The following is a 22991-nucleotide window of genomic DNA, read 5'->3' as shown; positions in this document are numbered from 1 at the left end:
TAGCTTAGCGTGTTGCCCGCGTCGGTTGAAGCGCTGCCGCACCGGTTGTGATGGATGGGAACGCAGCCGTTCTGAAATCGGCTGGCTGGCGGGTTCGGACGACGTCCTGTCATCGATTAGCCGCCCCTCTGCCGGGTTATCTCAGGTAGAATGCGCGCCCGGTTTTTGGAGAAGCTCATGACCCTGCTCAAATTCAGCGATGTGTCCCTTGCGTTCGGCGCCATGCCGTTGTTGGACAAGGTGTCCTGGCAGATCGCCCGTGGTGAGCGGGTCTGCATCATCGGCCGCAACGGCACTGGCAAATCCAGCATGTTGAAGCTGGTCAAGGGTGTGCAGATGCCCGACGACGGCAATGTCTGGCGCGCGCCCGGCCTGAAGATCGGCGAATTGCCACAGGAGCTGCCGGTCGCCGACGGCCGCACCGTGTTTGACGTCGTCGCCGAAGGCCTTGATGGTGTCGGCGAGCTCCTCGCTCAGTATCATCACCTGAGCCAGAACATCGTTACCGCCGAAGACCTCGACAAGCTCATGCATGTCCAGTCGGACCTCGAAGCCCGTGACGGCTGGCGCCTGCAGCAGCTGGTAGACAGCACGCTCAGCCGCCTGCAACTGCCTGCAGACAAAACCCTCGCCGAGCTCTCCGGTGGCTGGCGTCGCCGTGTGCTGCTCGCCCAGGCCCTGGTCTCCGAACCCGACCTGCTGATGCTCGACGAGCCCACCAACCACCTGGACATCGGCGCCATCGCCTGGCTCGAAGAAGCGCTGAAGGAATTCCAGGGCGCGGTGTTGTTCATCACCCACGACCGTTCCTTCCTGCAAAACCTGGCCACCCGTATTCTGGAACTGGATCGCGGCGGTCTGATCGACTGGAATGGCGATTACGCCAGCTTCCTGGTGCACAAGGAAGCCATGCTGGCGGCCGAAGAGACCGCCAACGCCTTGTTCGACAAGCGCCTGGCCCAGGAAGAAGTGTGGATCCGTCAGGGTATCAAGGCTCGTCGTACCCGTAACGAAGGTCGTGTGCGCGCCCTCAAGGCATTGCGTGTCGAACGCAGCGACCGCCGCGAACGCACTGGCAAAGCCAACATCCAGCTCGACACGGCCGACAAGTCCGGCAAGCAGGTGATGGTCCTCGACAATGTCAGCTTCGCCCACCCGGGCGGCCCGATGCTGATCAAGGACTTCTCCATGGTGCTCCAGCGCGAGGACCGCATTGGTCTGCTCGGGGCCAACGGTACCGGCAAGACCACGCTTCTGAAGCTGATGCTCGACAACCTGCAGCCCACCAGCGGTAGGGTTGAAGTGGGTACCCGTCTTGACGTCGCCTATTTCGACCAGTTGCGTCATCAGCTCGATCTGGAAAAGACCGTCATCGACAACGTGGCCGAAGGGCGCGACTTCATCGACATCGACGGTCAGAGCCGCCACGTCCTCAGCTACCTCGGCGACTTCCTGTTCAGCCCGCAGCGTGCCCGCACGCCGGTCAAGGCGTTGTCGGGCGGCGAGCGTGCCCGTCTGTTGCTGGCCAAACTGTTCAGCAAACCGGCCAACCTGCTGGTGCTCGATGAGCCAACCAACGATCTCGACGTCGAAACCCTCGAGTTGTTGGAAGAAGTGCTGTTGACCTTCAAAGGCACCGTTCTGATGGTCAGCCACGACCGGGCATTCCTCGACAACGTCGTCACCAGCACACTGGTGTTTGAAGGCGAGGGCAAGGTTCGCGAATTCGTCGGCGGCTATCAGGACTGGATTCGTCAGGGCGGTTCGCCGCGCTTGCTCGGTGTCAGTGACAGCAAGTCCGGAAAGTCCGAACTGGCGACTGCGGTGGTGCAGGCGGCGCCGGTTGCAGCGGCAGAAATGCCCGTTGCCAAAAAGAAGCTCAGCTACAAGCTTCAGCGTGAACTCGAAGCGCTTCCGGCCCAGATCGATAGCGTTGAGGCGCAGATGGCAGCCCTGACCGCCGAGATGGCCGAGCCGGGTTTCTATCAGCGTCCTGCCGAGCAAACCACAGCGGTGATGGCGCAGCTTGAGAGCCTGCAAGGCGAGCTGGATGGTCTGCTTGAGCGTTGGGCCGAGCTGGACGAGTAATCGACAACCTGCAGCAATTAAAAAGCCCGGTCCTTTTTCAAGGGCCGGGCTTTTGTTTGCAGGCGCGGATCAATCGACGCGTTTGACCAGTCGTACCGCCAGCACGTCGCACGGCGCACCGTGCAGCACGTCGTTGGCAGTCGAACCCAGCAGCAGCGACAAGCCATGACGGCCATGGCTGCCGACCACGATCAAATCAACTCGGTGTTCCTTAGCCAGGTTGTGGATTTCAGTACGCGGCTGGCCATAGGTCAGATGACTGTCGCCGGTTTTTACGTCAGGGTATTTCAGCTTCAACGCTTCCAGCTTTTCCTTGGCCTGGTCGAACTGTTGTTGCTGCAGCTGCGACAAATCCATGGGCACGTCGCCGCCAAAGGCCATGGCCATCGGCTCGACGATATGCACCAGCGACAGTTTGGAGCCGCTGGCCAGTGCCAGCGCCATGGCTTTTTTGATGACCGGATCGCACTCTTCAGTGAGGTCCACGGCTACCAGGATATGTTCATAGGACATGGGGTGTTCCTTCTGAGGTCTGCGATGGTTTTGATTATGGCTCTTTTCACGCGCCTCTGGCACGCCAAGCTGTTCCGTCCGGCGCTTGCGGCGGCGGGGGGCGTACAAATATGACGGTGTGGATCATCCTGTCAATCATTGCAGTGGTTTTAAGTCCGCTGGTCTGGTTGCGTCCCTCGCGTTCGCAGAGCGGACGCATGGCCATGCGCATGGCCGCGCGGCGGATGGGCCTGGCGATGCAACTGATTCCCCAGGAGTGGCCGCACTGGCTGCCCACCGAGCCTCCGAGCCCTTGCCCCCAGTATCACCGGCCACGCTCCGCGCGGACGCCTGACACCTGGGTGTATTGGCAGATGGAGGAGGGCGTGTGGGTCAATCAGTGGCGCGAGCCCTGCGCAGATCCTCGCCTGCTCGCGCAGTTCAGTACCCTGCCGGCAGACGTGTACAAGGTCGAAGCGGGCCAACAATTGATAGCTGTGTACTGGGCCGAGCGGGGTGAGCCCGAAGTGTTGCAACGAATTGCAGCCGCGCTGAAGGCCTTGGCCTGACGCCTCCGGTAGCTGAATCGCGCGCATTAAAAAGCCCGATAACATCATCGGGCCGGGGTTGGCCAGGCAGGCCGTAATTCATGTTGGGTGCGGTGCAATGCCGCCTACCCGTTACGCTCTCTTCAACGTTGCGACGTTGCGACGGTCGAAACGACCCGTATTGAGGCGCAGCGAACTGAATGTAGACCTTAATGGTGCATTTGTCTGCTGATCTTTTCCTCCATCGCCACGCCTTGCTTGTGCCTGCATCTGACTCGTCAAAGGGCTCGGCAGACGATCAGGCTCTTGAATGGCGTCGTATCAGACGCATTTTTTACCTGCGATTTGCCTGTTTTGCCCGCTGCCTGTCGAATTGACAATTGCTGGAATATGGCCGAAGGTAGCCGCACCCAAATCAAACGGGCGTATGAATTGAGCGTTTGTCATAAACCGCTCTTTTTTCGCGCTCGAACCGAGTCGACGGGGTGCCTGGCGATTGGTGTTCGCCTCGACGGAAACGTCTTGAATTTCGCCGGATCCCAGCGTCTGACACGTATTGTTCAGCTTCCATATCGTGGAGATCAGTTGATGATTTACGAAGGTAAAGCCATCACGGTTAAGGCTCTTGAAAGTGGCATCGTCGAATTGCAATTCGACCTCAAGGGTGAGTCCGTCAACAAGTTCAACCGTCTCACCCTCAACGACCTGAGTCAGGCCATCGAAGCCATCAAGGCCGACAGCACGATCAAGGGCGTCATCGTCACCAGCGGCAAGGACGTGTTCATCGTCGGCGCCGATATCACCGAATTCGTCGATAACTTCAAGCTGCCGGACGCCGAGCTCGTTGCGGGTAATCTGGAAGCCAATAAGATCTTCAGCGCGTTTGAAGACCTCAATGTGCCAACCCTCGCTGCGATTAACGGCATCGCACTCGGCGGCGGCCTGGAAATGTGCCTGGCGGCTGACTTCCGCGTCATGTCCGCCACCGCCAAAGTCGGGCTGCCTGAAGTGAAGCTCGGCATCTATCCGGGTTTCGGCGGCACGGTTCGCTTGCCGCGTCTGATCGGCGTCGACAACGCCGTCGAGTGGATCGCTTCGGGCAAAGACAACACCGCTGAAGACGCGCTTAAAGTGGGCGCTGTCGATGCAGTGGTCGCGCCGGAAAAGCTTCAGGAAGCCGCGCTGGATCTGATCAAGCGCGCCATTTCCGGCGAGTTCGATTTCAAGGCGAAGCGTCAGCCCAAGCTGGACAAGCTCAAGCTCAATGCCATCGAGCAAATGATGGCCTTCGAGACCGCCAAAGGTTTCGTGGCAGGCCAGGCCGGGCCGAATTACCCGGCGCCTGTCGAAGCCATCAAGACCATCCAGAAAGCCGCCAACTTCGGTCGCGAAAAAGCGCTGGAAGTGGAAGCTGCCGGTTTCGTGAAAATGGCCAAGACATCGGCCGCCGCGAGCTTGATCGGTCTGTTCCTGAATGATCAGGAGCTGAAAAAGAAAGCCAAGGTTTATGACCAGGTCGCCAAGGACGTGAAGCAGGCCGCCGTGTTGGGCGCCGGCATCATGGGTGGCGGTATCGCCTATCAGTCGGCCGTCAAAGGCACGCCGATCCTGATGAAGGACATTCGTGAAGAGGCCATCGCACTGGGCCTGGGCGAAGCGTCCAAGCTGCTGGGCAAGCGTGTCGAAAAGGGCCGCCTCACCAGCGCGAAGATGGCCGAAGCGCTTAATGCGATTCGTCCTACGCTGTCTTACGGCGATTTCGGCACCGTTGACCTCGTCGTTGAGGCCGTGGTCGAAAACCCGAAGGTCAAGCAGGCCGTTCTGGCTGAAGTGGAAGCACAGGTGGGCGAGGACACGATTCTGGCCTCCAACACCTCGACCATCTCCATCAGCTTGCTGGCCAAAGTCCTCAAGCGTCCGGAAAACTTCGTCGGCATGCACTTCTTCAACCCGGTGCACATGATGCCGCTGGTTGAGGTCATTCGCGGCGAGAAGTCCAGCGAAGTCGCGGTGGCGACCACCGTGGCCTATGCCAAAAAGATGGGCAAGAACCCGATCGTGGTCAACGACTGCCCGGGCTTCCTGGTCAACCGCATCCTGTTCCCGTATTTCGGCGGCTTCGCCAAGCTGGTCAGCGCCGGCGTGGACTTCGTGCGCATCGACAAAGTCATGGAAAAATTCGGCTGGCCAATGGGCCCGGCGTACCTGATGGACGTGGTCGGCATCGACACCGGCCACCATGGCCGCGACGTCATGGCGGAGGGTTTCCCGGACCGCATGAAAGACGATCGCCGCACTGCCGTTGACGCGCTGTACGACGCCAACCGCCTGGGCCAGAAGAACGGCAAGGGCTTTTACGTCTACGAGACCGACAAGAAGGGCAAGCCGAAGAAAGTGGTCGACGCTTCCGTTCTCGAAGTGCTTAAGCCAGTGATCTACGAACAGCGTGAAGTCAGTGACGAAGACATCATCAACTGGATGATGATCCCGCTCTGCCTGGAAACCGTGCGTTGCCTGGAAGACGGCATTGTCGACAGCGCTGCCGAGGCCGACATGGGCCTGATCTACGGCATCGGGTTCCCTCCGTTCCGGGGCGGTGCGCTGCGTTACATCGATTCGATCGGTGTCGCTGAATTCGTTGCCCTGGCTGACCAGTACGCTGATCTGGGCGCTTTGTACCACCCCACTGCGAAGCTGCGTGAAATGGCCAAAACCGGCCAGCGCTTCTTCGGCTAAGTGCCCAACGAACAGGTGAAGATATGAGCTTGAATCCGAGAGATGTGGTGATTGTCGACTTCGGTCGCACACCCATGGGCCGCTCCAAGGGTGGCATGCACCGCAACACCCGCGCCGAAGACATGTCGGCGCATCTGATCAGCAAACTGCTTGAGCGCAACAACAAGGTCGACCCGGCGGAAGTCGAGGACGTGATCTGGGGCTGCGTCAACCAGACCCTGGAGCAGGGCTGGAACATTGCGCGCATGGCGTCGCTGATGACACAGATCCCGCACACGTCTGCTGCGCAAACCGTGAGCCGCCTGTGCGGGTCCTCCATGAGCGCGCTGCACGCCGCGGCCCAGGCGATCATGAGCAACAACGGTGACGTCTTCGTCATTGGCGGTGTCGAGCACATGGGCCATGTCGGCATGATGCACGGTGTGGACCCCAACCCGCACATGTCTCTGTACGCGGCCAAGGCCTCCGGCATGATGGGCCTCACCGCCGAAATGCTGGGCAAGATGCACGGCATCACCCGCGAAGCTCAGGATGCTTTTGGCGTGCGCTCCCACGCACTGGCGCACAAGGCCACGCTGGAAGGGAAGTTCAAGGACGAAATCATCCCGATGCAGGGTTATGACGAGAACGGCTTCCTGAAGATGTACGACTTCGACGAGACCATTCGTCCGGAGACGACGCTCGAAAGCCTGGCTGCGCTCAAGCCTGCGTTCAACCCCAAAGGCGGCACGGTCACGGCCGGTACCTCGTCACAAATTACCGATGGCGCGTCCTGCATGATTGTCATGTCCGGACAGCGCGCCATGGACCTCGGCATCCAGCCTCTGGCGGTCATTCGCTCGATGGCGGTGGCGGGTGTCGACCCGGCGATCATGGGTTACGGACCGGTTCCGGCCACCCAGAAAGCGCTCAAGCGCGCAGGCCTGAGCATCGCTGATATCGACTACTTTGAGCTCAACGAAGCGTTCGCTGCACAGGCCCTGCCGGTGTTGAAAGATCTGAAAGTGCTCGACAAGATGGACGAGAAGGTTAACCTGCACGGCGGCGCCATTGCCTTGGGCCACCCGTTCGGTTGCTCGGGAGCACGTATTTCCGGCACCTTGCTCAACGTGATTAAGCAGCAGGGCGGCACCCTGGGTGTTGCCACCATGTGCATCGGGCTGGGTCAGGGAATCACCACCGTATTCGAACGCGTTTAAACGCTGTCAGTGTGCGAGCCGGGGCCTGGTGCCCCGGCTTTTGTTTTTTCCGGAAATGTATTTTTGATTCTTTTTTTTCCTGTTATTCCCGAGGTTGCCCGCATGCCGCTCCAGCCAGGTCTGTACCGTCACTACAAAGGCCCCGAGTACCGTGTTTTCGGTGTCGCGCGGCATTCCGAGACCGAGGAAGAAGTAGTGTTTTATCAGGCCCTGTATGGCGAATACGGTCTGTGGGTACGCCCTTTGAGCATGTTTCTACAGTCAGTTGAGGTTGACGGCGAGCAGGTGCCGCGCTTTGCTTTGGTTCAGGCCGAACCGGATCTTTTTCCTCGGGCCTGAGGCGGGACCTTGCATTAGCCATTGCTTGACCTCACCTTTCAGCCACTATATATAGCGGGGCCTCGACGGCTTCGACGTCTTTTTTCTTGCATTAGGAATTTTCCGATCCATGGGCAAATCGCTGGTCATTGTGGAATCCCCGGCTAAGGCCAAGACCATCAACAAGTACCTGGGCAACCAGTACGTGGTGAAGTCGAGTATCGGCCATATCCGAGACCTGCCCACCAGCGGTTCGGCTAGCGCCTCCAAAGAGCCTGCTGCCAAGCGCGGCAAAACCGCGTCCGAAGCGCCTGCGCTGTCGCCCAAGGAAAAGGCCAAGCGCCAGCTTGTGGCGCGCATGGGTGTCGACCCGGATCACGGCTGGAAGGCCAAGTACGAAATCCTTCCGGGCAAGGAGAAAGTGATCGACGAGCTGCGCCGCCTGGCGAAAGACGCCGACACCATCTATCTCGCGACGGACTTGGACCGCGAAGGGGAGGCTATTGCCTGGCACCTGCGCGAAGCCATCGGTGGTGATGATGCCCGCTACAAGCGTGTGGTCTTCAACGAAATCACCAAGAAAGCCATCCAAGAGGCGTTTTCCAAGCCGGGCGAACTCGACATCGACCGTGTGAATGCCCAGCAGGCGCGCCGTTTCCTCGACCGGGTTGTCGGGTACATGGTATCGCCGCTGTTGTGGCAAAAGATCGCCCGTGGGCTGTCCGCCGGCCGCGTGCAGTCCGTGGCCGTCAAACTGGTGGTGGAGCGCGAGCGTGAAATCCGCGCGTTCAACCCTGAAGAATATTGGGAAATCCACGCTGACCTCGGCACCGCCAAGGGCGCCAACGTGCGCTTTGAAGTCGCTCGGGAAAAGGGCGAGGCGTTCAAGCCGCTGAACGAAGCGACCGCCATGGCGGCGCTGGAGAAGCTCAAGGCTTCGGCCTACAGCATCAGCAAGCGTGAAGACAAACCGACCAGCAGCAAGCCGTCGGCACCCTTCATCACGTCTACCCTGCAACAGGCAGCGAGCAACCGCCTGGGCTACGGCGTGAAGAAAACCATGATGATGGCCCAGCGTCTGTACGAAGCCGGTTACATCACTTACATGCGTACGGATTCGACCAACCTGTCGGCCGATGCGGTGGCCATGGCGCGCACTTACATTGAGACTGAGTTCGGCAAGAAGTACCTGCCGGAATCGCCGATCGTTTACAGCAGCAAGGAAGGCGCTCAAGAGGCTCACGAAGCGATTCGTCCCTCCGATGTGAATACCCATCCGAGCAAGCTGACCGGCATGGAACGTGATGCAGAGCGCCTGTACGAGCTCATCTGGCGCCAGTTTGTGGCCTGCCAGATGCCGCCTGCGCAATACCTTTCGACCACGGTCACTGTTGCCGCCGGCGATTTCGAACTGCGCGCCAAGGGCCGCATTCTCAAGTTCGACGGTTACACCCGCGTCTTGCCACAAATGACCAAGCCGGGCGATGACGACGTGCTGCCGGACATGGCGCAGGGCGACAACCTGAAGCTGATCAAGCTTGACCCCAGTCAGCACTTCACCAAGCCGCCTGCGCGGTATTCGGAAGCGAGCCTGGTCAAGGAGATGGAAAAACGCGGTATCGGCCGTCCATCGACCTACGCGGCGATCATTTCGACCATTCAGGACCGCGGCTACGTGGCCCTGCACAACCGTCGCTTCTATTCGGAAAAAATGGGCGACATCGTCACCGAGCGCCTGTCCGAAAGCTTCTCGAACCTGATGGACTACGGCTTCACTGCCGGCATGGAAGAGAACCTCGACGACGTGGCCCAGGGGCAGCGCGACTGGAAGAACGTGCTGGACGAGTTCTACGGTGACTTCAAGAAGAAACTCGAAGTCGCCGAGGCCCCGGACAGCGGCATGCGCGCCAACCAGCCGGTGATGACAGACATTCCGTGCAAGGTGTGCGGTCGTCCGATGCAGATTCGTACGGCGTCCACCGGTGTATTCCTCGGCTGTTCCGGTTACAGCCTGCCGCCGAAAGAGCGTTGCAAGGCCACGGTCAATCTCACGCCGGGAGACGAAATCGCTGACGACGATGAGGGCGAGTCCGAATCACGCGTGTTGCGTGGCAAGCACCGCTGCCCGATTTGCAGCACGGCGATGGACGCTTACCTGCTGGATGAAAAGCACAAGCTGCACATCTGCGGCAACAACCCGGATTGCTCGGGTTACGAGATCGAAGAGGGCACCTACCGCATTAAAGGCTATGAAGGCCCGAGCGTGGAATGCGACAAGTGCGGCGGCGAGATGCAGCTCAAGACTGGCCGCTTCGGCAAGTTCTTCGGCTGCACCAACTGCAAGAACACTCGCAAACTCCTGAAGAGCGGTGAAGCGGCGCCGCCGAAGATGGATCCGGTGAAGATGCCGGAGCTCAAATGCGAAAAGGTCGACGACACCTACATTCTTCGTGACGGCGCATCGGGGCTTTTCCTGGCCGCGAGCCAGTTCCCGAAGAACCGCGAAACGCGTGCGCCACTGGTGCTGGAAATCGCGCCGCACAAGGACGAGATCGATCCGAAGTATCACTTCCTCTGTGAGGCACCGAAGAAAGACCCAGACGGTCGTCCGGCAGTGATCCGATACAGCCGCAAGTCCAAGGAGCAGTACGTGCAGACCGAAGTGGACGGCAAGCCTACCGGCTGGCGCGCGTTCTACGACGGCGGCAAATGGAAGGTTGAAGACAAGCGTTGATCGCCTGATCTCGCTGCGACTGGTCAGCCTCTTCGCTTTGCGTTAAAAGAATCCTTCGGCGTGTGCAGATGCCCCGAAGGATTTTTTTCATCCTTCGCCGGACTGATTCTCCGCTTGCATGCTGTTGATTGACTCCACTTTCAGAGGCCCCTGTATGGCTCACGAACTTTATACACGCACTAACCAGAAGCTGTTTTTCGCGGGCCTGGCTCTGGAAGCCATGGCCAAAGCCGTGGAGAGTCGCGCGATGAACGCGCAGGGACTTGAGCAGGCAGAGCGTGAGTCGGCCATCTTTCACCTCTATGGGGCGTTGCTGGGCCTGTGTCACGAAATCGCCGGCTATTACCGCCTGCCCCAAGCCGCCACGCCACGTGCCGAGGATCTGCTGTCGCCAAAGGTACTGGAAGCGATTGCCATACCGGAGATGGGTGAGCTGATCGAGCTTGCCCAGCACCGGGAAACCTGGCTGGCGCAGCTTTTAGCTTCGTACCATGCGCTGTTTATGCCGCCGAGCGCACCGCGCAAGCCTAAGGGAGATGTCACCCAGCCGTTGATTATCGCTGTCGGTGCCCAGGAGCAACCCGAGCAGGTGCTGACCCGAGAGGAAATGGAAAGCTGGCGTCAGCAGCTCAAGGGTCTGGCGATCCGCTTCCGCGAAGGCCTGAGCGAGTGCTGATACGGAGTGATCGATGGGCTAGGGGCTGAGTCGTCTGGCTGTTACAATGCCGGCCTTTCGTGGAGAACTCCCCTGATGCCAACCTCGTTTCTGGAAATTGTAGAACTGCCTGACGGTCGCATCGAGCTGCGTCGCGCCGAGGACGAAGGCTCGCTCGTTACACTGAATTTCTCGGAAGACGCCAAGGCGTTCCTGCAAGGCCAACATGTCGAGGTTGCCAAGGCGATGCTCAGCGTAGGGGTCCAGATGGCAGGCCGCCTCGCTGAAGGCGAACTGACCAAGGATGAAGAAGGGCCGCGCGTGCTGCATTGATACCGGGATTCGCTCGATGACCGCTGTCTTGCAGTCTTGATGTGCCAGATCACCGCAACCCCGCTGTTCCGCACGCCATCCCGCTTCCCGAACCTCAAGAAGCGTCTGCTCGTTGAAAAACCTCGAATAATCTCCGCCGCGCTCAGCCCAGACGAATGTTCAGGCTTTGTGCATCACCGCTGCGGGCTGCGCTGGCGAGTTGCTGACGCGCGCCACTGGAGATCGGATTGATCCAGCTGACCACGGTATGACTGCGGCCAAGCCTTAAGACCTCGCGGGTGAGTTCCAGTGGACTTTGAGTACCGCGTGGCTGCATCAAAATAATGCGTTCCCGGTTCAGACCCGCATCCCGTAGCCATGCCTGGGTGACGCTGGCAGGCGGTGCGACCAGGGTCAACCAGCGATCATTGGTGTCCTGGCTCAGCTCACGCAAAACGGGGGCGAGCAGGTTGAGGCAGTTCCCGGCAGCGCCGCGCAATGACAATTCACTAAAGACTTCCGGTTCGTTGCTCCAGGGCGACTCGACAATCTCGGCCAGCGCCGGGACCTGCAGCAGAGGAACGTCGAGCATCGGTACGCCTGGCACCATGAATGCTTCGAACAGTGGCAGTTGTGCGTGTTGCTGCGGTGTGTGTGGGAGCTGCATCTACGTTCTCCTTATCGACGTATAACGCCGACGCTCAAGCCTTCAATGACAAGATCCTGATCTTTCAGATTGACCTCGATCGGCGCGAAGTCGGCGTTCTCCGCGAGCAGCCAGACCTTGCTGCCTTCACGCTTGAAGCGCTTGACCGTGACCTCGTCACCGATGCGCGCGACGACGATCTGGCCGTTGCGAGCCTCCCGTGTGGTATGTACGGCCAGCAGGTCCCCGTCGAGAATCCCGACGTCTTTCATGCTCATGCCGTGTACCCGCAGCAGGTAATCAGCGCTTGGATGGAAAAAGGCCGGGTTGATCGCCAGGGATTCTTCGATGTGTTGCTGGGCGAGAATGGGAGCACCCGCTGCAACCCGACCAATGATTGGGAGGCCGCTGTCGTCGGGTTTGGCTTCAAAACCAGGGATGCGAATGCCGCGGGAAGCGCCCGGGGTCATTTCGATAGCGCCCTTGCGGGCAAGTGCCTTGAGGTGTTCTTCGGCAGCGTTGGGTGATTTGAAACCCAGCTCCTGAGCGATTTCGGCGCGCGTTGGCGGATAGCCGTTGTCTTCGAGGCAGCGCTTGATGAAGTCCAGAATCTCGGCTTGGCGTGACGTCAGTTTGATCATGTGCATCGCTCTGGCTTTTTATACAGTGACTGGGATTATATACAGTGCTTGCCGGTTGGCAATGCTCCTTTTCGGCCTGCTTGTGGTCAAGTGTGGGCGAGTGACGCTACAGGCCCCGGTTTGTATGGTTAAATGCCGTGACTGATCGGGCAGATTGCGGACGCTCAGGGTTGACAGTGATGCGACTGAAACGTATGTTTCAAACAAGTGTTTGTCAGGCGTGGAATCATGGCTCAGTCGGAAACAGTTGAACGAATTCTCGATGCAGCGGAGCAACTCTTCGCCGAGAAGGGTTTTGCAGAAACCTCGTTGCGGCTGATCACCAGCAAGGCGTCTGTCAATCTGGCTGCCGTGAATTACCACTTCGGTTCCAAGAAGGCGTTGATTCAAGCGGTGTTTTCCCGATTCCTCGGCCCATTCTGTATCAGCCTTGACCGCGAGCTTGAGCGTCGTCAGGCCAGGCCTGAACACAAACCCACCCTTGAAGAACTCCTCGAAATCCTCGTAGAGCAAGCGCTGGTGGTGCAGCCACGCAGCGGTAACGACCTCTCCATCTTCATGCGCCTGTTGGGGCTGGCCTTCAGTCAAAGCCAGGGCCACTTGCGTCGTTACCTTGAAGACATGTACGGCAAGGTCTTCCGCCGCTACATGCTGCTGGTGAACGAAGCGGCCCCACGTATTCCCCCCATCGAGCTGTTCTGGCGAGTGCACTTCATGTTGGGCGCCGCGGCCTTCAGCATGTCGGGCATCAAGGCGTTGCGCGCCATTGCCGAAACCGACTTTGGCGTCAACACGTCTATCGAGCAGGTCATGCGCCTGATGGTGCCGTTTCTGGCCGCTGGCATGCGTGCGGAATCAGGCGTCACCGACCCGGCGATGCTCGCCGCGCAACTTCGGCCGCGCACCAAGACGACGCCGCCGGTTCCTGCCAAGGCCTGAGCCCGGCGCGGGCTGACGCCGGCCTGATTTGCATCGCATCCTTCGATCCCTCACCATGCCGGCCTGAGCATTGGTTGTTGAAGGATTTTCCTATGAGTTCTGGCCTGCAAGGCTCCCTGATGGTGGATGTGGCCGGCACCTGGCTGACCGCTGAAGACCGTCAGTTTCTGCGTCAGCCCGAAGTGGGCGGTCTGATCATTTTCGCGCGAAACATCGAAAGCCCTCGGCAAGTGCGTGAGTTGTGCGCGTCCATTCGCGCCATCCGCCCCGACTTGCTGCTGGCGGTCGACCAGGAGGGTGGCCGGGTACAGCGCTTGCGCCAGGGGTTCGTCAGGCTGCCGCCAATGCGCGCCATCGCCGATCAGCCGCACGCCGAGGTTCTTGCCGAACACTGCGGTTGGCTGATGGCAACCGAAGTGCTGGCAGTGGGGCTGGACCTCAGTTTCGCTCCGGTACTGGATCTCGACTACCAGCGCAGCGCTGTAGTGGGGACACGCTCATTCGAAGGCGATCCCGAGCGCGCTGCCACACTGGCTGGCGCGTTCATACGGGGCATGAACGCTGCGGGCATGGCCGCCACGGGCAAGCATTTTCCCGGCCACGGCTGGGCAGAGGCCGATTCTCACGTTGCCATTCCTACCGACGAACGCAGCCTGGAAACCCTCCGCGCCAATGACCTGGTGCCCTTTCAGCGCCTGAGCAAAAGCCTGGCAGCGGTTATGCCTGCTCATGTTATCTATCCCAAGGTGGATTCGCAGCCAGCCGGGTTTTCGCGGCGCTGGTTGCAGGACATCCTGCGTGGCGAGCTGGGATTTGACGGTGTGATCTTCAGCGACGACTTGTCGATGGCCGGGGCACATGTGGTGGGAGATGCAGCCAGCCGTATCGAGGCTGCGCTTACCGCCGGCTGCGATATGGGCCTGGTCTGCAACGACCGGGCAGCTGCTGAACTGGCCTTGAGTGCGGCTCAGCGCCTGAAGATAACGGCGCCCCAGGCGCGATTGAGCAGAATGCGCGGCGCAGGTCTTGCGACCACAGAATACCGGCAGCACCCTCGCTGGCTCGCGGCGCTGACCGCACTGCGCGCAGCCCATTTGATCGACTGAGAATAAGCCATGACTGTTTACGCGATTATCGGCGGCACCGGCCTGACCGAGCTTGAGGGGCTGACGATCCGTCAGTCACTGTCCGTCAACACGCCCTATGGCGTGCCCTCTGGCGACGTTCACGTTGGAGAGTACGCCGGCCGAGAAGTGATGTTTCTTGCCCGCCACGGACACCCGCACCGTTTCCCGCCGCACAAGGTCAACTACCGCGCCAACATCTGGGCGCTGAAGCAGGCAGGGGCGCAAGCGATCCTCGCAGTCAACGCCGTTGGCGGCATTCATCCAGCCATGGGCACTGGTCACTTCTGCGTACCCCATGACCTGGTCGACTACACCAGCGGGCGGGAACATACGTTCTTTGCCGACGATCTGGAGCACGTGACCCACATCGACTTCAGCTTTCCTTATAGCGCAGCACTGCGGGCCCGTCTGATTGCGGCACTGGCGGCCGAGGGTTGCGCGTTCAGCGACTCTGGCGTTTACGCCTGCACCCAGGGGCCACGCCTGGAGACGGTGGCAGAGATCGCCCGGCTTGAGCGGGACGGCTGCGACATCGTGGGCATGACCGGCATGCCGGAAGCCGCGCTCGCGCGTGAGCTTGAGCTTGAATACGCGTGCCTGGCCCTGGTGGTCAATCCGGCTGCGGGGAAGTCGGCGCAGGTCATCACGATGGCCGAAATCGAACAGGCGCTGCGCGACGGAATTGGCAAGGTCAAGGCAACACTCGCCCGGGTTTTGAGCGCTGCCTGATCCTCGCACGGTCTGGCCTACCACTGGCATACCAAAGGGTCATTTGCCGACGGCTGCTACGCCGCGGAGGTATTTAAAGTCAACGTAAATTCGTACAAAAGTTGTCCACGGAAAGCGTGAATATCTCTGTGGATAAGTTTCTGTAAGCCTGTAAATGCAAGGCCTTAGCTGCAATGGTCGTTTAATGATCAGGTTTTGTAATGAGGCGGATGCAGTGGGTCAATCGTCCGAAGTCGCTTCGGATGACGGAGCCTAAGGCTCAAAAAAAGCAGGAGAAAAAGGGGAAGGGGTCCGGGCTGCGCGGTGTTGCAGGCGCGGCCCAGTCCACTTACCTGATGGGGAGTCAGCAGAACAAATCGCCTGGTTCAGTCGAGACTGAGGGTCAGGATTCCGCCCACTCGACATCAGTCAAGCCGAGTTGCTCGGCCTTGGGTTTAGTTACTTTGGGAACGCGATCAGAACGGTATTTGGGGATTTGGCCAAACCCCGCGTCAACTGAAGCCCAATGCCAGGCAGATGCGTTGTCCATGGCTTCGGCGCTGATGTAAAAGCTCTTGTAGCTGCCGTGCAGCAGATAATCGATTCTGAAATGCTTGTACTGTGCCACGCTTGCAAACCTCCCTATCAGTCACTCTCTTTGTAACTGAGTCGTCACCGCCAGGAAAATTCACTCCAAATTGCCGTTTAAAGCCAAATGGTTGCGTTTGGTACACAAGGGTGAGACGGCGGGTCGTTATCCGGACAAATGGATGGCAAACCCCCGGTTTTGAGCGGTCAGGACCCGTGGCGGTCTGGCTTTCACCAGTAGGTAAGCGGCAGTGCAGACCCAAAAGCCCTACGCTGCCGCTCGATCGTGCATCCAAATGGCTACTTGTTGAGGAACTTGAAGACCGTGGTCTGCGTATAGGCCTTGCCCGGGTCCAGGCGCGTCGACGGGAAGTTCGGCTGATTCGGTGCATCCGGGTAGTGCTGGGTTTCGAGTGTGAACGCGCCCCAGTGCGGATAGATCTTGCCGGCTTTGCCTTTCACGGTGCCGTCAAGGAAGTTGCCCGTATAGAGCTGTACGCCTGGCTCAGTGGTGAACAGCTGCAGCCGGCGGCCGGATTTGGTATCGACTACGTCCGCTGCCAGGTTGGCCAGTTTGCCTTTGGTGTCCAGCACCCAGTTATGGTCATACCCGCCCTGCGTCGGTTCTGCGAACTTGAGCTGAGCGTTGTCCTCGCGGATTCGCTTGCCGAACGCGACGGGTTTCAGGAAGTCCATCGGCGTGCCAGCCACGGCAGCGAGTTCCCCGGTCGGAATCAGCTTTTCATTGACCGGCGTGTAGCGGGATGCATGGACCACGGCGACCTGATCAAGGATGTCGCCATTACCCGCACCGGCGAGGTTGAAATAGCTGTGATTGGTCAGGTTGAGGACGGTCGGCTTATCCGTGGTGGCGTGGTACTGGATGCGCAGCTCGTTCTTGTCGTTCAGGCTGTAAGTCACTTCGGTTTTCAGCGTGCCGGGGAAGCCCATCTCACCGTCGACCGAAACGTAGGTCAGCTTGACACCCACTGAGCCTTTGTCTTTGACCTCTTCAGCCTTCCAGATCTGCTTGTCGAAACCCTTGGGCCCGCCGTGCAGTGCATTGGTCTTGTCGTTCAATGGCACCTGATAGCTTTTGCCATCCAGAGAGAACTTGCCGTCGGCCAGCCGATTGCCGAAGCGGCCAATCGTTGCGCCAAAGAACGCGGTGCCTTTCTGATAACCGTCAAGATCATCGAAACCCAGCACCACGTCCTCGGCCTTGCCATGCTTGTCAGGAACCAGCAGCGACTGAAGGGTAGCGCCGTAGGTGATAACGGTCGCCTGCATGCCCTGACTGTTGCGCAGCGTGTACTTCTCCACCGCCGTGCCGTCGGCAAGCTTGTCGAAAACGCCATGTTCGCTGGATAAGCCGGCGGCGTGGACTTGCAGGGCGGCCGCCATCAACGACAGACCAATGGCAGGTATAAGCGTCTTTCTCATTACGTCCTTCCTTTTGTTGTTATGGAGGTTGTTGCAGGTACCGGGTGAAACGCGCACCGCTGTTGCGGGACTCAACTCAGGAGCGAGTGCCCGAGCAGACCAGTGCGAGACGATTTGGTCATACTATTTAGGCAGTGCCGTGCCGATATTTCGAGTTATAGATCAAAAACCCTCGCTTTAAAAATAAATTGTAATACTATTTGGCGAAAGCGGACCTCAAGCCCGTGGCGGACAGGTCTAGCCTGATAGACCAAGGTTTTGCGAGTGTTTGACTCCTAATCATATGATCATTAGCCTCGATTTGCGGAAGTCACCGTAAACAGGGGCGGATCAATGAGCAGCAGTTTTCATGCGTCAACGGTAGACCGCCTCGGCGCCTGGATTGCTCAGGGCAACGTGATGCCGGGGCAGTCGTTGAAAGTTGAAGCAGCATTGGGCGAAGAATTCGGAGTCAGCCGTACAGTGATTCGCGAAGCCATCAAAACCCTGGTGGCCAAGGGATTGCTGGAGGTGGGCCCCAAGGTCGGCACTCGGGTACTGCCGGTGCGCAACTGGAACCTGTTTGACCCGCAGGTCGTGGGCTGGCTTGCGGCGAAGGGCTTGCCGCAGAGCTTTGTGCTGGACTTGCTGGACCTGCGTCGTGCCATCGAACCCATGGCGGTCAGATGGGCCTGTGAAAGGGCTACGCCTGAGCAGATCGCAGGCATTCAGGCAGCCTACGTGCGGCTGGAGGCTAGCGTTGCGGACCAGGTGGATTACAACGTTGCCGACCAGCGTTTTCACGAGGCTGTGCTGGCGGCCAGCCACAACCAGCTGATCGAGCAGATGTTACCGGCGCTCGGCGCGTTGCTGGCGATCTCGTTTGAGGTGTCGTCGGCGGTACCCGGGGAGCTGGGCAGGACACTGCCGCTGCACAAGGATCTTGCGGACGCCATCGCCAATCGTGATTCTGCGCGGGGAGTCTGGGCCTGCATGAGCCTGATCGAGAATGCCGGTGAAGTGATTACCCGCTCCCGGCAGCCTCCTTTGTCCCGCTGTTTATGATGCAACCCGCTGTGATGGCTTGACGGATTCAAGGTGAGACGCTCCAGGCGCCTCGCTGACCCACAATAATAAGCAGGAAGATTCGATGAAATGGCTGCCGGTCTGTGATCAGCGTTTCAAATTGGCCGAAGGGCCATTCTGGGACCACACCCATCAGGCCCTGTATTGGGTCGACATTGCCGGGTTCCGGGCGCTGCGCCTGAACGAGGGCAAGGTCTGCTTTTGGCAATTCAACGAGCCGGTCTCCGCGTTTATTCCCACTCATGCTGGCGACGCGCTCGTCACCCTGGCCAGCGGCGTTTATCGCCTCGACCTTGATTCCCCTTCGAGCCAGCCCGCCCTCAGACTGCTGTGCGCGGCCGATCCTGTGGCCGGCAATCGTGCGAATGAAGCGCGTTGTGACCGTCACGGCCGGCTCTGGCTCGGGACCATGCAAAACAACCTGGACGACCAGGGCGGCGACCTGCCGTTAGAGCGTCGGTCCGGCGGGCTGTTCCGCATCGATGGCCAGGCGTCGGTGACGCCTTTGTTGGCGGGGCAGGGCATCGTCAACACGTTGCTTTGGCCAGCAGACGGTGCGTCAGTGCTGACCGCCGACACGCTCGATGGCGTGATCTACCGCTACCCGATCCACGCTGACCATTCTCTGGGCGAGCGCCAGCTCTGGGCTGCCGAACACCCCCGTGGCGCACCCGACGGTTCGGCGATGGACGCGCAGGGGTTCGTCTGGAATGCGCGCTGGGGTGGCGGCTGCCTCATCCGCTTCGCACCGGACGGCAGCGTAGACCGGGTGATAGAACTCCCCGTCAGTCATCCCACCAGCTGTGTCTTCGGCGGCCCGCAGATGTCGACCCTGTTCGTCACCAGCGCGCGGCCTGCCGAAGGCGCACTCGAGCTGGATGGTTATGTAATTCAAGCCCAGGTAGGTATCGAAGGAATGGAGTCTCACCGCTTTGCCGGGTGATGCCGGCCATGGGTTGGATGGGCGTGACACTCGGTTACATAGGCGTCATTGATAATATGATATGACTGTTTTCAGTCGAGCGGCCTGCCGTTAAAAGCACGGCAAGCTGTTCCGACACTCACTGCTGAACGCTGTAGCTAGTCAATAAAAATAAGGAGTTAGCTATGTTGAGTCGCCACGGGATTCGTTCCCTGTGCTGTGCTGCTGTTGCCACCGCCATTCTGGGCATGAGCGCCGGTGTTTCCGCCGCTGACAAGGTCAAGATCGGTTTTCTGGTCAAGCAGGCTGAAGAGCCCTGGTTCCAGACCGAATGGGCCTTCGCAGAAAAAGCCGGCCAGGAACATGGTTTTGAAGTGATCAAAATCGCCGTTCCGGACGGTGAAAAAACCCTCTCCGCCATCGACAGCCTTGCCGCCAACGGCGCCAAGGGCTTCGTCATCTGCCCGCCTGATGTTTCCCTTGGCCCGTCCATCGTTGCGAAGGCCAAAGCCAACGACATGAAAGTCATGGCCGTCGACGACCGCTTCGTCGATGCCAAGGGCAAGTTCATGGAAGACGTCCCGTACCTGGGCATGGCAGCGTTCGAAGTCGGCCAGAAGCAGGGTGCCGCCATGGCCGACGAAGCCAAGAATCGCAACTGGGACTGGAAAGAAACCTACGCGATCATCAATACCTACAACGAACTCGACACCGGCAAGAAGCGCACCGACGGTTCGGTGGATGCGTTGAAGAAAGCCGGTCTGCCTGAGGATCACATCCTCTTCGCTCCGCAAAAAACCCTCGACGTCCCCGGCAGCATGGATTCCACCGGCGCTGCTTTGCCCAAGCTCCCCGCTGCCGCGAAGAACCTCATCATCGGTGGCATGAACGACAACACTGTTCTGGGTGGCGTGCGTGCAACAGCAGGCGCTGGCTTCAAAGCGCCCAACGTAATCGGCATCGGCATCAACGGTACAGACGCCATCGACGAACTGAAGAAGAAAGACAGCGGTTTCTTCGGCTCGATGCTGCCAAGCCCTGACAAAGAGGGCTACAACACCGCGCTGGCGATGTACGAGTGGGTCACCACCGGCAAAGAACCTGCGAAATACACCGCGATGGACGACGTGACGCTGATCACGCGCGCCAACTTCAAGGAAGTACTGACCAAGATCGGTCTGTACAAGTAAGCGCGGCAGTCGAGTCGGGGCGCCTGTAACCCGGGCGGATATCTGCAAGGCCTCGCTCCACCTGAGAAGGGTGGGGCGAGGTGGAGGTGGTTCATGCAACAGGCATCGGTACAGCAACACGTTCAGCAGGGCGGCAGTCTGCGCTTCAACGGGATCGGCAAGACCTTTCCTGGTGTGAAGGCGCTGTCCGACATCAATTTTGAAGCTCGGCCAGGCAGCGTTCACGCGCTGATGGGCGAGAACGGCGCGGGTAAATCGACGCTGCTGAAGATCCTCGGCGGCTCGTATCAACCCAACAGTGGCGATCTGCAGATTGGCGACCAGCGTCTGGCGTTCAAGTCTACCGCCGACAGCATCGCGGCCGGTGTGGCAGTGATCCACCAGGAGCTTCATCTGGTGCCGGAAATGTCGGTGGCGGAAAACCTTCTGCTCGGCCACATGCCCAATCGCTGGGGCATGATCAACCGTCGGGCCATGGTCCGGCGCGCACGGGACCTGCTCAAAGGCCTGGCCGACGAGATCGATCCCAACACGCGTCTGGGAGACCTGTCTCTCGGTCAACGGCAGTTGGTGGAAATTGCCAAGGCCATGTCACGCAATGCGCATGTCATTGCGTTTGATGAACCTACCAGTAGCTTGTCCGCGCGTGAGATCGACCGGCTGATGGCGATCATCACCAAGCTGCGCGATGAAGGTCGGGTCATCCTCTACGTCTCCCACCGCATGGAAGAAATCTTTCGTGTGTGTGACGCCGTGACCGTGTTCAAGGACGGCCGCTTCGTGCGCACCTTCAACGACATGGCCGAGCTGGACCACGACCGTCTGGTGACCTGCATGGTCGGCCGAGACATTCAGGACATCTACAACTACCGGCCGCGTCAGCATCAGGGGCCTAGCCTGCGTGTCACCGGCCTGATGGGGCCCGGCTTGCAGGAGCCGGTCAGCTTCGCTGTGCAAAAGGGCGAGATTCTCGGCTTTTTCGGCCTGGTCGGTGCTGGCCGCACCGAAATGTTCCGCATGCTCTCAGGCCTGACACGGGCGCAGGCTGGAACGCTGCAACTGGATGGCAAGCCGTTGAATCTGCGCTCGCCACGCGACGCCATCAATGCCGGGATTCTGTTGTGCCCCGAGGACCGTAAAAAAGAAGGCATCGTGCCGCTGTCCAGCGTTGCGGAAAACATCAATATGGGCGCGCGGCCTCGCCACGTGAACCTGGGCTGTCTGATTCAAGGGCGTTGGGAGCGTGACAATGCCGCTCACCAGATCAAGTCCATGAACGTCAAAACCCCTTCACCCGAGCAGCAAATGCTGTTTCTGTCGGGCGGCAATCAGCAGAAAGCCATTCTGGGGCGCTGGCTGTCGATGCCCATGAAAGTCCTGCTGCTGGACGAGCCAACCCGAGGCATCGACATCGGCGCCAAGTCCGAGATCTACCAAATCATCCATAACCTCGCGGCTGACGGCATTGCCGTCATCGTGGTCTCCAGCGATTTGATGGAAGTCATGGGCATTTCCGATCGCATCCTGGTGATGAGTGAAGGGGCGATCACTGGCGAGCTGACCCGCGAGGAAGCCAACGAGCAACGTCTCCTGCAACTGGCACTGCCGCGTACGCGCGGTTAAATCCGGCTATTGAAAACTGGCTATGAAAAATAAAAACGAGGTGCGTATGTCTACCGAATCCAGCCTGACGGCTCCCCGCCAGGGCATGAACATGCGTCGATTCGTCGACGACTGGGCCATGCTCATGGCCGCGCTGGGCATCTTTGTGCTCTGTGCCTTGCTGATCGACAACTTCATGTCGCCGCTGAACATGCGGGGCCTGGGCCTGGCGATTTCCACCGTCGGCATCGCCGCCTGCACGATGCTGTACTGCCTCGCCTCCGGACACTTCGACCTGTCGGTTGGCTCCGTGCTGGCCTGTTCCGGGGTCATTGCCGGTATCGTTATCCGCGACACGGACAGCGTCTTTCTGGGTGTTTCTGCAGCCCTGGCGATGGGCCTCCTGGTCGGCCTGATCAATGGCATCGTGATCGCCAAGCTGCGCATCAACGCGCTGATCACCACGTTGGCGACCATGCAGATCGTACGCGGGCTGGCCTACATCTTTTCCAACGGCAAAGCAGTTGGCGTGGGCGACGAAGCGTTTTTCGTCTTCGGCAACGGGCAGTTGTTCGGCGTGCCGGTGCCGATCCTGATTACCATCGTCTGCTTCATATTCTTCGGCTGGCTGTTGAACTACACCACCTACGGGCGCAACACGCTGGCCATCGGCGGTAACCAGGAAGCGGCGCTGCTCGCCGGGGTTCATGTTGACCGCACCAAGATCATCATCTTCGCCGTTCACGGCCTCATCGGCGCACTGGCTGGCGTGGTATTGGCGTCGCGCATGACCTCGGGTCAGCCGATGATCGGCCAGGGCTTTGAGCTCACCGTCATCTCGGCTTGCGTGCTGGGCGGGGTCTCGCTCAGTGGCGGCATCGGCATGATCCGCCACGTTATCGCAGGGGTGCTGATCCTGGCGATTATCGAAAACGCCATGAACCTGAAGAACATCGATACCTTCTACCAGTACGTGATCCGCGGCACCATTCTGCTGCTGGCGGTGATCATCGACCGGCTCAAGCGCCGCTAAGCGCG

The 22991-nt window shown here is 59.6% G+C and carries 21 protein-coding genes; 16 read left to right on the top strand and 5 right to left on the bottom strand.

Going from position 1 to position 22991, the window contains the following annotated elements; genetic code table 11:
- The first annotated feature begins 177 nt into the window (after positions 1-177).
- A complete protein-coding gene (locus QRN48_RS21380) occupies positions 178-2088 on the top strand; it encodes an ATP-binding cassette domain-containing protein (protein ID WP_285353068.1) in 1911 nt (636 codons plus the stop codon).
- Between the two features lie 69 nt (positions 2089-2157).
- Here QRN48_RS21380 and QRN48_RS21375 read toward each other — a convergent pair whose 3' ends face one another.
- Complete coding sequence (locus QRN48_RS21375; protein ID WP_037011205.1) at positions 2158-2601, bottom strand: universal stress protein; 444 nt, start codon at positions 2599-2601, stop codon at positions 2158-2160.
- A gap of 110 nt (positions 2602-2711) precedes the next feature.
- Between QRN48_RS21375 and QRN48_RS21370 the strand changes: the two genes are divergently transcribed.
- From QRN48_RS21370 to QRN48_RS21340, 7 genes are all read left to right on the top strand, one after another.
- Positions 2712-3149, top strand: coding sequence for a hypothetical protein (locus tag QRN48_RS21370; RefSeq protein WP_191945926.1), 438 nt, complete (start codon positions 2712-2714; stop codon positions 3147-3149).
- Between the two features lie 567 nt (positions 3150-3716).
- The gene (gene fadB / locus QRN48_RS21365) at positions 3717-5864 is read left to right on the top strand and encodes a fatty acid oxidation complex subunit alpha FadB (protein WP_285353065.1); all 2148 of its coding nucleotides are present in this window, start codon (positions 3717-3719) and stop codon (positions 5862-5864) included.
- Positions 5865-5887: 23 nt separating this feature from the next.
- Positions 5888-7063, top strand: a complete 1176-nt coding sequence (fadA, locus tag QRN48_RS21360; protein ID WP_285353062.1) for an acetyl-CoA C-acyltransferase FadA — start codon at positions 5888-5890, stop codon at positions 7061-7063.
- Between the two features lie 102 nt (positions 7064-7165).
- Positions 7166-7402 carry a DUF1653 domain-containing protein gene (locus QRN48_RS21355; protein ID WP_037011200.1) on the top strand — a complete coding sequence of 79 codons (237 nt, stop codon included), beginning with the start codon at positions 7166-7168 and terminating at the stop codon, positions 7400-7402.
- A 109-nt stretch (positions 7403-7511) separates the two neighbouring features.
- Positions 7512-10115, top strand: coding sequence for a type I DNA topoisomerase (gene topA / locus QRN48_RS21350; RefSeq protein WP_037011197.1), 2604 nt, complete (start codon positions 7512-7514; stop codon positions 10113-10115).
- A 154-nt stretch (positions 10116-10269) separates the two neighbouring features.
- Positions 10270-10791 carry a DUF6586 family protein gene (locus QRN48_RS21345; RefSeq protein ID WP_285353058.1) on the top strand — a complete coding sequence of 174 codons (522 nt, stop codon included), beginning with the start codon at positions 10270-10272 and terminating at the stop codon, positions 10789-10791.
- Between the two features lie 75 nt (positions 10792-10866).
- Positions 10867-11103 carry a hypothetical protein gene (locus tag QRN48_RS21340; protein ID WP_037011193.1) on the top strand — a complete coding sequence of 79 codons (237 nt, stop codon included), beginning with the start codon at positions 10867-10869 and terminating at the stop codon, positions 11101-11103.
- Between the two features lie 142 nt (positions 11104-11245).
- Here the strand turns inward: QRN48_RS21340 and sulA are convergent, their stop codons facing one another.
- Both sulA and lexA read right to left on the bottom strand, forming a co-directional pair.
- Positions 11246-11749, bottom strand: a complete 504-nt coding sequence (sulA, locus tag QRN48_RS21335; protein WP_037011191.1) for an SOS-induced cell division inhibitor SulA — start codon at positions 11747-11749, stop codon at positions 11246-11248.
- A gap of 11 nt (positions 11750-11760) precedes the next feature.
- Complete coding sequence (gene lexA, locus QRN48_RS21330; protein ID WP_037011189.1) at positions 11761-12369, bottom strand: transcriptional repressor LexA; 609 nt, start codon at positions 12367-12369, stop codon at positions 11761-11763.
- 228 nt (positions 12370-12597) lie between these two features.
- Here lexA and QRN48_RS21325 point away from each other — a divergent pair, with 228 nt between their 5' ends.
- The 3 genes from QRN48_RS21325 (at position 12598) to QRN48_RS21315 (ending at position 15164) form a co-directional block, all read left to right on the top strand.
- Positions 12598-13308: a TetR/AcrR family transcriptional regulator gene (locus QRN48_RS21325; RefSeq protein WP_037011188.1), complete on the top strand. Its 711-nt coding sequence runs from the start codon at positions 12598-12600 to the stop codon at positions 13306-13308.
- 104 nt (positions 13309-13412) lie between these two features.
- Positions 13413-14414, top strand: coding sequence for a beta-N-acetylhexosaminidase (gene nagZ, locus QRN48_RS21320; protein WP_191945985.1), 1002 nt, complete (start codon positions 13413-13415; stop codon positions 14412-14414).
- A 9-nt stretch (positions 14415-14423) separates the two neighbouring features.
- Positions 14424-15164 (top strand): S-methyl-5'-thioinosine phosphorylase, encoded by a 741-nt coding sequence (locus QRN48_RS21315; protein WP_191945920.1) that lies wholly within the window; start codon positions 14424-14426, stop codon positions 15162-15164.
- Between the two features lie 382 nt (positions 15165-15546).
- Here QRN48_RS21315 and QRN48_RS21310 read toward each other — a convergent pair whose 3' ends face one another.
- Complete coding sequence (locus QRN48_RS21310) at positions 15547-15771, bottom strand: DUF6555 family protein (protein WP_037011182.1); 225 nt, start codon at positions 15769-15771, stop codon at positions 15547-15549.
- Between the two features lie 260 nt (positions 15772-16031).
- Positions 16032-17174: an aldose epimerase family protein gene (locus tag QRN48_RS21305; RefSeq protein WP_191945919.1), complete on the bottom strand. Its 1143-nt coding sequence runs from the start codon at positions 17172-17174 to the stop codon at positions 16032-16034.
- A 333-nt stretch (positions 17175-17507) separates the two neighbouring features.
- Here QRN48_RS21305 and QRN48_RS21300 point away from each other — a divergent pair, with 333 nt between their 5' ends.
- The 5 genes from QRN48_RS21300 (at position 17508) to araH (ending at position 22986) form a co-directional block, all read left to right on the top strand.
- A complete protein-coding gene (locus tag QRN48_RS21300) occupies positions 17508-18218 on the top strand; it encodes a FadR/GntR family transcriptional regulator (RefSeq protein ID WP_037011178.1) in 711 nt (236 codons plus the stop codon).
- 85 nt (positions 18219-18303) lie between these two features.
- Entirely contained in the window at positions 18304-19182 is an 879-nt protein-coding gene (locus tag QRN48_RS21295) for an SMP-30/gluconolactonase/LRE family protein (protein ID WP_285353048.1), read from the top strand.
- 164 nt (positions 19183-19346) lie between these two features.
- The gene (locus tag QRN48_RS21290) at positions 19347-20351 is read left to right on the top strand and encodes a substrate-binding domain-containing protein (RefSeq protein ID WP_285353046.1); all 1005 of its coding nucleotides are present in this window, start codon (positions 19347-19349) and stop codon (positions 20349-20351) included.
- Between the two features lie 93 nt (positions 20352-20444).
- Positions 20445-21974: an L-arabinose ABC transporter ATP-binding protein AraG gene (araG, locus tag QRN48_RS21285; RefSeq protein ID WP_037011171.1), complete on the top strand. Its 1530-nt coding sequence runs from the start codon at positions 20445-20447 to the stop codon at positions 21972-21974.
- Between the two features lie 46 nt (positions 21975-22020).
- Positions 22021-22986, top strand: coding sequence for an L-arabinose ABC transporter permease AraH (araH, locus tag QRN48_RS21280; RefSeq protein ID WP_037013092.1), 966 nt, complete (start codon positions 22021-22023; stop codon positions 22984-22986).
- Positions 22987-22991: the final 5 nt, after the last annotated feature.

Origin of the sequence: Pseudomonas sp. ME-P-057 (genome assembly GCF_030208975.1) — a bacterium.
GTDB classification, from domain to species: domain Bacteria; phylum Pseudomonadota; class Gammaproteobacteria; order Pseudomonadales; family Pseudomonadaceae; genus Aquipseudomonas; species Aquipseudomonas lutea.
The sequence above is the reverse complement of the archived record's forward strand: the minus strand, read 5'-3'. Positions and strand labels throughout refer to the sequence as shown.